Origin of the sequence: Collinsella sp. AM41-2BH (genome assembly GCF_003468085.1) — a bacterium.
Classification (GTDB): Bacteria; Actinomycetota; Coriobacteriia; order Coriobacteriales; family Coriobacteriaceae; genus Collinsella.
Genome location: NZ_QSGH01000001.1, coordinates 36849 through 50249, shown reverse-complemented (window position 1 = coordinate 50249; position 13401 = coordinate 36849). Strand labels below are relative to the sequence as shown.

Here is a 13401-nt window from a genome sequence, read left to right as displayed (position 1 = left end):
TCTCGTCGTTTTGGTTTCAATCCACGCGCCCGCGCGGGGCGCGACGCCATATGATGTCGTGTTCTTCACGGAGCTGCAGTTTCAATCCACGCGCCCGCGCGGGGCGCGACTGTCTCCTAACTGGACAAATACCAACTATTCGACAAAGCAATCTTACATCCAAGCCGCAACAAAGCTAACGAAGATTACGCGACCTGCGGTTCCTCAATTCCGTTGTCAAGGAACGCGCGCGAACATCGTAATAAATCGACATCACTTACCATTCGCGCGACATCGAGCTAGACAATTAGCGAAGCCTCAGGGTCATAAGGTTTCTTCGCACCAAAATGCTCCACCTTTCTTTGCCAATTCTTCCCGAGGTTATATACGCGCAGGCTATCTTTTGACTCATCAATAACAGACCGGAGCTCGCTTTTCATTTTTTCAAGCTGTCCGGAATCCACCATGCACTCAAACACGGAGCACTGAACGCGCTGACCATAGCGCAAGCATATTTTAGACACGCGCCTAAGCCGAGAGGTGCCCGATAAATCCGATGTCGAGACGTCGTAGGAAACCAAAACGTACATGGCTATCTCCAACAAAAAGCGGGATAGTCATTCATATCCCCGCGCAAATAACGCGAGAGCAACTGCGCTTGGACAAACGGAAGCAGTCCAATTTTGACCTTTTCATCCAGGAAAGGATGTTTGATTTCTTCTTGCTTCCTTTTTTGCCAAGCATCCAGAACGCGCTTAAGCGCCGCATCGCTAAAGAAGCAACCTCCGCCAGCATCGAACTCAAAATCTGTCTTATTCAGTTGTCCGCGATTGAATAGCGCTACTACAAATCGGTCAATCAGAGGAGCGCGAAACTCCTCAAGCACATCAAGTGCCAGACTCGCCCTTCCCGGCCTCGGCTGATGGTAGAAACCCATCTGAGGATCAAGGCCAACGGACTCGCACGCCGTAGCTATCTCACGAGATGCCAGGGTGTAGAAAAACGATAGTGATGCATTGACGGGATCTTTTGGCGGCCTTCTATTTCTGCCAACAAATTCGACACGGACTTCTTTATCCCTAATTAACGGGGGAAACGAATCGAAATAGCCGTGGGCGGCATCCCCTTCCACACCTAGCAGTTCCTCACGCGACGCTACAGAGCCCAGCGTTTCCAATCCATTGGAAAACGTATCAATCGCATTTGAGAGACCATCTCCGTTCTCGGGGTGCTCTCGCTTATGTCGCAGCAATACCGCGCGTGAATTATAAAACTTCGCCGCCATGAATCGTTTAGCTAGCACGAGCGATCGGGTCGGGTCCGCCGCCACCTCATATTGAGCTTTTCTCAAAAGCACGTTCCCCGACACCGGACCCTCAACTCGGGCGGCGAATCTCCCCTTCTCATCGAGAACAGACACCGAGATGCCCCTCGCGGCACACGCATACAAAAGTGGAGCACTCGCACCCGCATAGTTAAATAGAACAATGCCCTCGAGCAGATGAAGAGGAACCCTTAATACCTCCTTGCCGTCAACTCGAACACATGCGTTGTCGTCCTTCTTGCAAACATAGGCATCCTTGTTCGTAACGTAAAGCGTGTTGAGCAGCTTTTTCATCTTTCGTTCCCCTCACAACTCCAGACCCATCCGCTTCAAATAGTCACGAGCGTCAACGCCGCAGATATCTGGAAGGCATTTATCCACCAAAGAGCACCTTCGGCACTTATGGCTTCTAAGCGGCAGCGGGGTTTTCCGTTGCTCAAACAACGAGTGCATTCTTTGGCACAGCTGTTTGACTCTTTTCTTTAAAGCGAAATCAATGTCAACTTTTTCTCTTCGTCGTGTTTCACCATAGAACAGATACCCCTCATCGATTGAAAGGCCCAGCATTTCCTCGAGGCACATTGCCTGTGCCGCCACTTGGATCCGGTCCCAATCTTCGATTTTTGGCTTACCTACCTTGTATTCAACCGGACGAACAGAACCGCCTTCAGCACCGAGCCTGTATTCGACAATATCGGCTATGCCATAGATTCCTAAAGAATGGCTAACAAGCCTGACCCTTCGCTCGCAACGAAAACCCCGCAGCGTTGAATATCCCTTAGTGTCAGCACGAGCGTGAAACAGATCCCCTCGAACCGTATCGAAGCTATCAGACCACTCCTGCTCAAGATGGATCAGAGCCCACTGACGCTCACAGTATGCAATATGCTGTAGCCCAGAAAGCGCCAGCAGGTCATCATCACCAAACATAGTTATGCTCGCGGGGGAATATACTCAATAATGTCTGCCGTAACCCCCTCGGGCATTTCTCCGACTTCAATCTGATAGTCGGCATAAGAGCGGGCTTCCTGGCCCTCAGGAATCACTCGCTTGGCCTTAACGGCATCAAACAACGCATGGGCCGGCGCGTTGCCAAGCTTGCTCTCGTGCTTAAATACGATGAGCTTACGGGAAGACATAAGCCCTCGTGCCGCGCTATGATCGTTCTCGAACATATTCATGAGGGCCTCAAACAGCAAGTCGAGGTCGTCTTGATCAAACCCGGTCTTTTCGGCCAATGACGCCGAGACAAATCCGTCCATGCGATACAAACCATACGGAATGTACTGCTTGCGTCCCATCGTCCTTTCCTTCTCGGCATCTTTTGCATTGGTGACCGCCATACGCGTGATACTCATTTCGAGCGGAAGGACCGGATCAACCGACTCGGCAAAACAAAGCTGCACCGGCCCTCGCACCTGGCCGCAGTTAACCTCTGTCGTCATTACAGCCCCAAACGTACGAATGTCATAAAAGTTGTCCATCATGAACTGCGTCACTTTGAGCCGGTCTTCCATCGACTTGGGCAATTTCTTGGATTGCGGCTTCATATCGTTATGCTGGTAGGCGAGCTCATTTTGCTCGTTAAGGACCGCGCCCTCTTTCACATAGACATAAAAGCGATGTCCTCCGGAGACCGACCAATCCTCACCTTGATCAGCAACCAGTTCGACATAGTTGCGAATCTTGCGCTTGATGCACACATCCGAAACTATGCCCCTGCTGGTCTCCGGATCAAGACGAGGAAGATTTCCTGCATCGGGATCGCCATTAGGATTGCCGTTTTTCACGTCGAAGAAAAGCGTGAACTCATAGCGATTCTTGATTGGCTCTGACATGGATTGTTCCTTTCCTCTAAAGATAACGTTGCACTATTCCTCAACCGATGAAACCACTTCGCGCTCTTCGGGCTCCTTGCGCACAAAACTGCTCTGCCTCTGCTGGTAATAGCCGATAAAAAAGGCTCCTTGATCATTCATGCCAAGCGTCCGCGGAAACAATCCATCGTTGCCGTTCAATTTGCCAACAATCTCATCAAGATCTTTTTGAATGCCAACGGCCATACCTCGCTTTCCGGGCATTTTTTCGATTTTTGAAAGATGGTTTTGACAATTGGCCAGCAACCGCGGAAAAACACGTGTCGGCGTTGTCGATGCTGCCCCAATGTACTTATCGCGAACGGTTGCATTTACGCCATCCCCCAAAGCGGCTCGTTGCGCCCGCTCAATAACGGCAAATAATCTACCGAGCACGTAACCCTGGTTGGCGTTTTCCCTATCAAGTGACACCGTGTACTCCTTTTCTCCTGCCGCGCTTTTCTTTCTAATTTGTCGGTTAAGACAGCCCTTAAGCAATGCTGCTCGCTGCCCCATATCCCAACGGTTTCTCGATGCGTGGTCTGCCCTCATACGCGTTAGCACAGAAGCTTGTAAAGCCCTAGGAAAGAGACTTCCGCCCAGCATTGCGTCAAAACAGCCATGCAACAATGTCGAAGGAATGGCCGCGCCCTCCCCCAGTGGTGCTATTTGTCGAAGCAGACTTTTTTGCGAGGCGGGCTTAACATCGACCATCTCAATATCTTTCAAATACTGAATTAGGTTTTCGGCGAGTTTTCCATAGGATTCAACCTTGAAATACCTAATCGATAGTCGTGCTGCGTTTGGTGCCACGCCGACCATATAAAACTTTGTCGACGGCACAGAAGGCATCGGAGCATATCCCTGACGTATCGACTGGAGATCTCCGCGCACCTGGTCAAGTGTCCGTGCGTCCTCAGCACGCGATCCGTTGCGTTCTTGTTTAAAGCCCAAAAGCGCAGTTATCACACCAGTCGGCCGCAGTGTTGGCCCATCAGTCCAACAGATAAAGAGTGTGTCACCGATACTCACTCGATGGCTATCATCTTTTGAAAGGTACCTAAGCGCAGTTCCCGACTTGAATGCCGCAGCCTCTGAAATCGAAGCGTTATAGGTGCCGCGCTTCCCATAAGACTCAAAAGCCGAGCAATTAAAGGACACCAAGCTTGCTCCCGCAGACTGAGCGCCGGGAAATCCCGTAACTTGAGGATACAATCTGGCGATTAAACCATGCTCTCCCGTAATGGCACACTGTCCTTTAGTCGCGTCCGCGCTTGCCGTCGCAGCTCTATACAGGTCCCATAAACGCGCTATATCTGGCATTTCATGAATAAGCTTGTTTTCTGGCGCATATTCAAAAACAACAAAAGAGCTTGCAATTACACCGGCGTCATCGCTCGACAACTCATACGCCTGAGGCCCCCGATCAAAGAAAGCGAGCACCGCTCGTGCTGCGGGATTATTAGACTCCGCAAGCACCTTTTTATGCAATGCGGCAGAGGCGCTAAACTTTTCCTCGCCCCTCGCCTTGCCCAGGCAAAACAAATAACAGCCGTTATCACACAGAAAAAACGGTTGAATTCCCGAGGTCCTTGATGCATGTTCAGGCACAATCCGTTTAACAAACCGCCTTTGTTCCTTGCCTTCTCCGACTACATACGGAATTACGCCCGTCGTACGTCCATTGTCATCAATTCGGATACGATACGAAACGTTTTCGACACTCCACCCCATCCCTGGAATCTTGATTTCCGGATCAGCAGCCAATCGATCATAAAGATTAGCTAGTTCTTGCAGAATCATCGCTTCACCTCCCGCCGTGAAGTATCGATGACGCCATTTTTCATAACAGCCCGATAGAACATCGGCTCCATGCTGTTTTTAAAATCGATGTCATACAGCATGAATCCCAGGTCAAACCGGTCAATGTCTTGGTAGTACGACTCGACAGTTCCGTCTTCAACAAGCGACACCGTAGCCGGAAACTCCCTGCATCCCAAATAGGGCTGATTGAAACACTGTCCCTTTCGAAGCCTTCGCAACGCAATGTTGTAGTGTTTTTCGGGCGTGTCAGATTCACCCGCTCGCGCTGTCATTTCAAAATGGGCCGTGACGATATACGCAACATCCTTGAGATACATGGTGGCCCGCTGCTGGCGATCAGCCATTACGTCTACATATACAGGCACGTTTTTTGAATAGGCAGCCTTTGCGTTTTGATAGCTCAGCTTGCTTGCCAGTTCATTACGCCTAAATGTGTCAAAACGTATTTCGTTCACGACCTGGATACTGTCAATCTTCCAAGCGATTGCCGGCTTCCAATAGACAGCCTCAAGTATTCCTCGTGCAGCAGACGGCGTTATGACGTCATAGCTTACGCGCTCAGTCTTCATCTCGGGGCGCGTAAAACATGCTCGATCTCCACTAATAAGCACCTTGATTCCAAATCCCATTTTTGTCCTCCCTTCAATCCTCTAGCCAACGAGCGTCAAGAGCTCCTCCTCTCCAAATCGATAACCCACCTTGTCGTCGTAGACGATCCGGCATCCATCACAAGCATTAAGAATCTTGAACGGCGCCAATTCTTCGATATATCCCGCTTGCTCAAGATCTCTAATCTCCCTTTCTCTCAGACTCAAGCTGAATCGTTGGGCGGGCCGTGCCAATGCACCTGGCTCGAGCACATTTAGCATGTCTTGATATAGTCTTTCCGCTTCGTCGCCCCAGCGCACAAATACAGGAAGAGACTCATCTGGCATGAACCGGTATTTCTCTGCGATTGTTGCAAACGGCATTATTTCTAACGATGATTCCAAATCTGCATTGCAACAAATCATGCTCAAGATTTGATAAGCATCCAGTTCCTCATCACTCGAGTAGCGCATCTTAAAGAACGGCTCTATGGCACCGGAATCAATGACTCCGTCCCTCTCCCGAAGAATCGCCCGCGTAGCCTCCCTTTGCTTTGCAAGCCAGGAGGTTGTTCTGAATAGTGTTCCATCTTCTTTTAAGCACTCGAAGATATAGACAGGAACCGGCTCTTTAATCGACCCCTCGCGATTGCATCGCCCCGCAGCCTGGAACAGAGAATCAACTCCGGCAAGCTCGCGATAAACAACCGGAAAGTCAATATCGACTCCCGCTTCGATAAGCTGCGTGGACATCACATGACACGGTCTATTCGCTGCCAGCAGTGCCTTTATTTTTTTAAGATCGCGCATGCGATGATCAGGTGTCTTGTTTGTCGACAGGCAGAAGCACGACGCCCCCGCGACACCGCCCTCAAGACGCTGTGCCACACCACGATAAAGTTCCCGAGCCTCCGTCTTGTTTCCGACAATACAGAGCGCCTGTTTTTCAGAAGCAAGCCGATCGCACAGCTGGTCCATAGTCAATATCCCGAGATTATTAAAGTATGTTCTATCGCCGAACACCTCATTAAAGCCAGCTCTGTCTGCAACAATCTCTTGAGGAGTTTCTTTAAAAGGCCAGATATCTTTGAAGTACGGCTGCGTTGCCGTACAGAGCACACAAGTTACGCCACAAGAACGAACAAGCATTTCAAGCATCGCCAGCGTCGGCTTGAGCACTCCATCGGGGAGTGACTGCGCTTCGTCGAGGACCAGGACGCTCTTTGCGATATTGTGCACTTTCCTGCTCTTGCCGGGTTTATTTGAAAATAGAGATTCAAACAGCTGGACATTCGTCGTAACAATGATGGGCGCATCCCAGTTTTGTGTTGCAAGCCTTTCGTGTTGAGCGCGTTCTGGATCAACGGCCTCGAAATCGTAATTTGAATGGTGCTCTAGTACATTCTGGGCGCCAAAAACATCACGCAGCACATCTGCTGTCTGTTCAATTAGGTTTGTATACGGAAGCGCAATGACGATACGTTGCAGACCGTGCCTCTTGGCGTGCGCAAGCGCAAAACCCACAACCGAGAGAGTCTTTCCTCCCCCAGTAGGAACCCGAAGCGTGAAGAACCCCTGCGGGCTTTTCGCTGCCACCATGCATTGATTTCGAACGGAGCCACGACAGGCATTGAGTTCATTGTTCTCCGCTGCGCCGCAAAGACGTGCCATGTAAGAATCGTACTTTGTAAGCAATCCATCCATGGAATCAACCGTGGCCGATCGCAGATGTGAATTGTCGGGTGCCATGAACCGCTCTGTATCGAGATAATCAGCATCGACAAGACAGGAAAACAGGATCTTCGTTAGCAAATAAGCTTGAAATTGCCCCTCTTTGTCAATCTCGCCAGAATCCGACAAACCACGCTGAATGAATTCAATTAATTCCCTCGATAGTTTTCCGGCACTTTTTCCTAGCTGGTTACGCATATTCCGAACAACAGTGGCGTCGATAGCGTCCAGCAGATCTGTTCTCTTTAATTTCGACCTTAGGGAAGACAATCCTGACTCACTCGTAAGCCCATTGGATAGGCCGGAATGGTGGCCCGCCACAGCGTAGGCAAGGGGGTAGCCAACCTCACGCAACTTCCCATACGCTACGATGGCCCCCACAGACGAATGATCGACCTTGGCCGGTGAGCCTTCAAGACGCAGCTGAAACGCCTGGCAGGCCTTCCCCGCATCATGCAAGGCTCCAACCGCAATCCCCAGCTGTTCAGCGCCAACAGCATCCGCGAAAAAGCCACTTAGCTTCGATACGTTTGAAAGATGCTCTTTAAGCGTTTGCCATTCGCTTTTTTCAGCACCGTCAATACTATGAGCATAGTAGACGTCCATTGCCACCTCCAATGAATTCGAGGATACATGGTTGTGCGGACATCTTTTTCAATTAGTATAAACTTCAAGTTTTATTATGATTAAAAAGGCCCGGTGAACGGTCAATTCACCGGGCTGAGCGATTCCAGCTGCTCATAATAAAACTTGTTTCAATCCACACCGCACAAGCGATGACAGCACAAGCGACTTATACCGGAAACGCCTGCCAATAGTATACAGAGCAATGCAAAGCCCCGTGCGTTCCAGATTTAGTCTGTGGAAGCCCCCGGGTTTGCCGTCACTGAGGTTCATACGCGATTCGAGAGAGCCGCCCAACCGTCACGGTAGAGCTTGTTTCTTTATCTCAATCTGTAACAGTTAGGTAGACATATTCCTCCCTGCTGTTACAGATTGAGATAAACGGACTGACCCTCGACCTTCTGTCTGGATCTGTAACAATTAGAAGCGAATTACCCATCTTGGTATTACAGATTGAGACAAACCGAAAACGGAATGGCCGCTGACCCGATGGCACACCACCTAAAAAGAAACGGGCCCTGTCCCACAAAAGGGAACAGAGCCCGAAACTCTCATGGAGCCAGTGACAGGAATCGAACCTGCAACCCACTGATTACAAATCAGTTGCGCTACCGTTGCGCCACACTGGCACACTTGGCGCTTTCGCGCGAAGCCAATTAAGAATAAAGGAATTGCGGACGAGGCGCAACAGGCCGCACAGCGTTATACAAATATGCAAAATCCAGCAACAACACGTACCAGGCCCGTTCATTTCTGTCAGTTCGCCCTCAATCTTAAAACCCTTCGTCAAAACGAATAGTTTTAATTACAATGAAATAGATAAAACTGTTCGTTCTGGCGAAGGGTTTCGCGATGTTAACTACCAAGGAAGCCGCCGAACTGCTCGGCATCACTCCGCGCAGGGTGCAAGAGCTCATAAATAACGGAGCACTTGAGGCCCGGAAGGCTTCTGGCGTGTGGCTTATCGACAAAGACAGCGTAGACACGCGACTCCGCTCCGCAACCAAAAGAGGGGGACGGCCTCGTCGTGGACACGGGAAAAGCGAGATCGCATTCACCCTCATGAATCGCACGCACGAGGTCGCCCAGCTGGTCTACAGCACATCGCGAAAAGACTTTACCCACATCGGTGCCGACATCGATTACGCCCACGCCCCTATTGGAGTATTTGGCCCTAATAGCCCCATATCGCTCGACTCCTTCCGCATCTGGTGGCGCGGCCGCGGTATCCCGCTCGCACGCATTGGGCTAGCCTCCCTGCTTGCAGAAGCCGCAGTCGATGTTCCCGATGAACTCGTACAGCGAAATCTTGGTCTCTCCTTATCCGACCAGTATTGGATTAGGCCCCAAGACTCCGGTCTCGCGTGGGAAGATATCAATTTCTTCAATAATGCTTTTGACGACGTCTCTCTCAGCATCGCGCCCTTCGCCCCAGAGGGCAAGGCGGCTGCCGCAAAGCCCGACAACACCTCGGACGGCAATCTTCAAAAGTACTGGACATGCGAGGGTGACCGTCGAATCCTCCACAAGGCAGGTGCGCATCTAAACCAGGAACCCTATAACGAGATGGTGGCGACTGCACTTCACCGTCGCATCCTAAACGCTTGCGATTATGTACCCTATTCGCTCGAAGGCGTGGGTACTTCTGCCCTGAGCATATGCGATGTCTTCTTAACTGATGAAGAAGAGTATGTCCCTGCGTTCTATGTAAACCAGCACGCAAACGCAGATGAACGGCTAACCGACTACGAGCGATATGTAGCAAACTGCGAAGAGCTCGGGGTGACAGGCGTCAAGGATGCCCTTGACCGCATGATTGTATGCGACGACATCATCGCCAACTATGACCGCCATTGGCGTAACTTTGGCCTTGTACGAAACGTCAACACGCTAACCTGCAGACCTGCCCCCATCTTCGATTCGGGCTCATCGCTCTGGTGCAACATTTCTCTTGAGGAGCTTCGGGCAGGAGAGCACAGTTTTACCAGCGCGCAGTTTCATTCAAGCCCCGCGAAACAAATGCTGCTTGTTGAGGATATGAGCTGGTTTGACGGCGACAAACTCGAAGGCTTCGTTGACGAGGCACTCGAGATTCTGTCCAGAAACGACGCGCTCACGGCAAGGCTGCCATATCTAAAAGAGGCACTTACATGGCGCCTCCGTAGAATGATCGACATCGCTGAATGGAGTTAGCGAGACAGCGTCGCACCGTCAGCTCCCCTACCTCCCGCGGAGGGCCTTGAGCTTTGCCAGGGCATCGGGGCTCAGGCGACTGCCCAGAGTCATCTTGATCTGCGGAGCTTCCTCTGCCTCGTGAACGTCGTTATCGATCTGCTTGATCTCGTCCACCAGCATACGGCTCGAGATGCGCGTTACGCCCTTGCCCATGACGACGGCCTGGATCGTGCCGTCACTCGACACCACGGAGCACGCGCGGCCTTCCTCGCGCGCCTCGATGCAGAGCTTCTGCACCACGGTATCGGCCGATACGCCCGTCGGCGAGAACTCGATACGCACGCCGCGGGCAGGCAGATTAGGGCGCTCGCTGGAGATATTGCCCGCACCGTCGAACACAATCACGGCCTCGTAGCGGCCCTGGGCAAACGCCGCAACATCGTTGATGAGCGCGGTGCGCGCCATATCGTGGACGTCGCTGGAATACGGATCGTCGGAATGGTCGTAGACAAGCTTTTCGTAGCGCGGCGTGCAGTGAATCACGTTGTAGCCGTCGACCACCAGCAGCTCGGGCTTATTGGAGTGCACCGTCGAGACCGGATCGGAGATAGCCTGCGCAAACGCATTGCCGCCCACGCCATAGGTCGCGGCCGAAACAATCGGCTTGGCCGAGCCTTCGCCAAAGCGCTTGGCCTTGGACTTGGCGCGGTTCTTCTTTGACATGCGCTACTCCTCCCCCATGAGCTCGCCGGCATTGCGGCGCAGCCACTCAAAGCACAGCGCGGTGGTCGCCTGGGCCACGTTGAGACTCTCGGTCATGCCGCGCTGGGGAAGCTTGGTCAAAAAGTCACATTTCTCGAGCACCAGACGCGAGATGCCGTCGCCCTCGGAGCCCATGACGAGCGCAACGCGGCCCTCGAAAGGGGCATCCCAGCAGCTGCCCTCGGCGTGCTCGGAAGCACCGCCCACCCAAAAGCCGGCGGCCTTGAGATCATCGAGCGCACGGGCGATATTGGGAACCTGCGCGATAGGCAGGTGCATGACGGCACCAGCAGAGGTCTTGTAGCTGCCCACGGTCACACCGGCGGCGCGCTTGTTTGCAATGATGACGCCCGCCGCGCCCACGACCTCGGCGGAGCGCACGATCGCACCAAAGTTGCCATCGTCGGTCACATGGTCGAGCACGACGACGAGTGCCGGTCCGTCACCCGCGCGGTCGAGAATATCGGCGATATCGGCATAGGGGAAACTTCCAACCTCGAGCGCAATGCCCTGGTGAGCGCCATGGCTCGACAGCGCATCAAGCTGCGCGCGCGACACATACTTAATGCGGACGCCCGCGGCGTTGAGGTCGTCGACCAGACGAGACAGGGCCGCATCGCGCTCCCCGCCCTCGGCAATGAGCGCGCACTTGATGGGAAAACCGGTGCGCAGCGCCTCGGCGGCAGCACGACGGCCTTCGATAAACTCGCCCCTGGGAGCCTGGACAGCGTCGCGGTTGCGATCGCGCTGCGGACGTGCGGCCTGGGCTTGGGAGCGCTCGCGCGGGCCCTTGGGAGCGGCAGCGCGGTCGTTGCGGCGAATCGGACGCGAGCCAGAAGCAGTCTGCTTGCCGCCACGAGACGCACGCTTACGATTGTCGGCCATAAAACGGCCTCCTTTAAAAAATTATTCAAGCAAGACAAAAGAAGCGACCGCTTAAGACGAATAGCTCAAGCGGTCGGTACGGGTTTTCCAAGTGCCCGAGATTGCCGTGAAAGAGGAGCGACGCGTACTTGAGTACGCGAGCGACGGTTTGAACGGCAAGGTCGGGTGCTTGGGAAACCCGCGGGGATTAGAGAGATTTGATACGGGTGCCCGCGGCAGTATCCTCAATGGTGAGGCCCAGGTCCTTGAGCTGGTCGCGGATGGCGTCGGCCAGATCCCAGTTCTTGGCAGCGCGGGCCTCGGCGCGGGCCTCGAGAATCTTGGCAGCGGCCTCGTCCACGTCGTCGCCCGTGTAGGCGACCAGGCCGGCGGCGACACCCAGCAGACCCAGCGGCAGCTCGACCTTGGGCTCGGGGAGCTCAACGCCAAACGTATCGAGCAGCTCGACCAGCGTATCGGCGGCGGCAAGCGCGGCGGCCTTGTCGGCAGCGTCGCCCGCCTGCTCCAGGTACTGGTTGCACTCGGTCACAAAGCCAAAGACGGCACCCATGGCACCGGCGGTGTTAAAGTCGTCGTCCATGCACTCCTTAAAGGTGGCACGGGTCTCGGCGGCCTTGGCGGCAAACGCCTCGGATGCTGCCTCATCGGCATCGGCCGTCGCATGGTTCGCGGCCCAGCGCAGGTTCTCGACCGTACCGGCGATACGCGTGAGCGAGTTCTCGGCACCCTCCAAGCGCTCCCAAGAAAAGTCGAGCGGCGAGCGATAGCTCGTCTGCAGCATCAGCAGGCGCAGGGCGGCAGCGGAATGCTGCTCGAGGACCTCGGCCAGCGTAAAGAAGTTGCCGAGCGACTTGGACATTTTCTCGCCGTCTACCAGCAGCATGCCCGTGTGCATCCAGGTGTTGGAGAAGCCCTGGTGCCAGGCGCAGGTGGCCTGGGCGCACTCGTTCTCGTGATGCGGGAAGGCAAGGTCGGAGCCGCCGCCGTGGATGTCGATCGGGGTGCCCAGGTAGCGATGCACCATGGCGGCGCACTCGGTGTGCCAACCGGGACGGCCCTCGCCCCAGGGGCTCGGCCAGCTGGGCTCGCCGGGCTTGGCAGCCTTCCACAGGGCAAAGTCGAGCGGGTCGTTCTTGTCCTCGTTCTCCTCGATGCGCGCGCCAACCATAAGGTCGTCGATGTTGCGGCCCGAGACCTGACCATAGTTGGAATCGCTGCGCACGGCAAAGTACACGTCGCCGTTATCGGCGGCGTAGGCGTGGCCCTGCTCGATGAGCGTCTTGATCATGGCGATCATGGGGCCGATCTCTTTGGTGGCGCGGGGGCGCACATCGGGATCGAGCACGTTGGCGGCACGCATGACGCCGATGAACTTGTCGGAGAACTCCGTCGCGACCTCGGCAGCCGTACGGCCCTGCTCGTTGGCGCGCTTGATGATCTTGTCGTCGACATCGGTGAGGTTCTGGGCGAACGTGACCTCGTAACCGCTCGCGATGAGCCAGCGGCGAATCACGTCAAAGCTGATGAACGTGCGGGCGTTGCCGATATGGATGTTGTCGTAGACCGTGGGGCCGCACACGTACATACGAACCTTGCCGGACTCGATGGGCTGGAACTCTTCCTTTTTATGGGTAGCGCTGTTGTAGATACGCAT

11 protein-coding genes, 1 tRNA gene and 1 CRISPR repeat array (1 of these 13 cut by a window edge) are annotated in these 13401 nt (G+C 53.9%); of the genes, 1 reads left to right on the top strand and 11 read right to left on the bottom strand.

The window, feature by feature from the left end; all coding sequences use genetic code 11:
• A CRISPR array of direct repeats spans window positions 1-110; the repeat unit is 32 nt; unit sequence GTTTCAATCCACGCGCCCGCGCGGGGCGCGAC; it reaches 1707 nt to the left of the window's first position.
• 168 nt (window positions 111-278) lie between these two features.
• The 8 genes from cas2 to DW899_RS00205 all read right to left on the bottom strand — a co-directional run bounded on the left by cas2 (window position 279) and on the right by DW899_RS00205 (window position 8554).
• Window positions 279-569 carry a CRISPR-associated endonuclease Cas2 gene (gene cas2, locus DW899_RS00240; RefSeq protein WP_117799694.1) on the bottom strand — a complete coding sequence of 97 codons (291 nt, stop codon included), beginning with the start codon at window positions 567-569 and terminating at the stop codon, window positions 279-281.
• A gap of 2 nt (window positions 570-571) precedes the next feature.
• Entirely contained in the window at window positions 572-1597 is a 1026-nt protein-coding gene (gene cas1c / locus DW899_RS00235; RefSeq protein WP_117799693.1) for a type I-C CRISPR-associated endonuclease Cas1c, read from the bottom strand.
• Between the two features lie 12 nt (window positions 1598-1609).
• Window positions 1610-2233 carry a CRISPR-associated protein Cas4 gene (gene cas4, locus DW899_RS00230; RefSeq protein ID WP_117799692.1) on the bottom strand — a complete coding sequence of 208 codons (624 nt, stop codon included), beginning with the start codon at window positions 2231-2233 and terminating at the stop codon, window positions 1610-1612.
• A gap of 2 nt (window positions 2234-2235) precedes the next feature.
• A complete protein-coding gene (cas7c, locus tag DW899_RS00225) occupies window positions 2236-3141 on the bottom strand; it encodes a type I-C CRISPR-associated protein Cas7/Csd2 (RefSeq protein ID WP_117799691.1) in 906 nt (301 codons plus the stop codon).
• 33 nt (window positions 3142-3174) lie between these two features.
• Window positions 3175-4962: a type I-C CRISPR-associated protein Cas8c/Csd1 gene (cas8c, locus tag DW899_RS00220; RefSeq protein ID WP_117799690.1), complete on the bottom strand. Its 1788-nt coding sequence runs from the start codon at window positions 4960-4962 to the stop codon at window positions 3175-3177.
• On the bottom strand, window positions 4959-5612 hold the full coding sequence (gene cas5c / locus DW899_RS00215) for a type I-C CRISPR-associated protein Cas5c (protein ID WP_117799689.1): 654 nt from the start codon (window positions 5610-5612) through the stop codon (window positions 4959-4961). The genes cas8c and cas5c overlap by 4 nt, the downstream gene beginning before the upstream one ends.
• Window positions 5613-5633: 21 nt before the next feature.
• Entirely contained in the window at window positions 5634-7907 is a 2274-nt protein-coding gene (gene cas3, locus DW899_RS00210) for a CRISPR-associated helicase Cas3' (protein WP_117799688.1), read from the bottom strand.
• Between the two features lie 572 nt (window positions 7908-8479).
• Window positions 8480-8554: transfer RNA gene (locus DW899_RS00205), tRNA-Thr, on the bottom strand.
• Window positions 8555-8777: 223 nt separating this feature from the next.
• Between DW899_RS00205 and DW899_RS00200 the strand changes: the two genes are divergently transcribed.
• Complete coding sequence (locus DW899_RS00200; RefSeq protein WP_117799687.1) at window positions 8778-10118, top strand: DNA-binding protein; 1341 nt, start codon at window positions 8778-8780, stop codon at window positions 10116-10118.
• Window positions 10119-10145: 27 nt separating this feature from the next.
• Here DW899_RS00200 and DW899_RS00195 read toward each other — a convergent pair whose 3' ends face one another.
• The 3 genes from DW899_RS00195 to cysS all read right to left on the bottom strand — a co-directional run bounded on the left by DW899_RS00195 (window position 10146) and on the right by cysS (window position 13401).
• Window positions 10146-10823, bottom strand: coding sequence for an NYN domain-containing protein (locus tag DW899_RS00195; RefSeq protein WP_117799686.1), 678 nt, complete (start codon window positions 10821-10823; stop codon window positions 10146-10148).
• A gap of 3 nt (window positions 10824-10826) precedes the next feature.
• Window positions 10827-11747, bottom strand: a complete 921-nt coding sequence (rlmB, locus tag DW899_RS00190) for a 23S rRNA (guanosine(2251)-2'-O)-methyltransferase RlmB (protein ID WP_117799685.1) — start codon at window positions 11745-11747, stop codon at window positions 10827-10829.
• Window positions 11748-11934: 187 nt separating this feature from the next.
• Entirely contained in the window at window positions 11935-13401 is a 1467-nt protein-coding gene (cysS, locus tag DW899_RS00185) for a cysteine--tRNA ligase (protein WP_117799684.1), read from the bottom strand.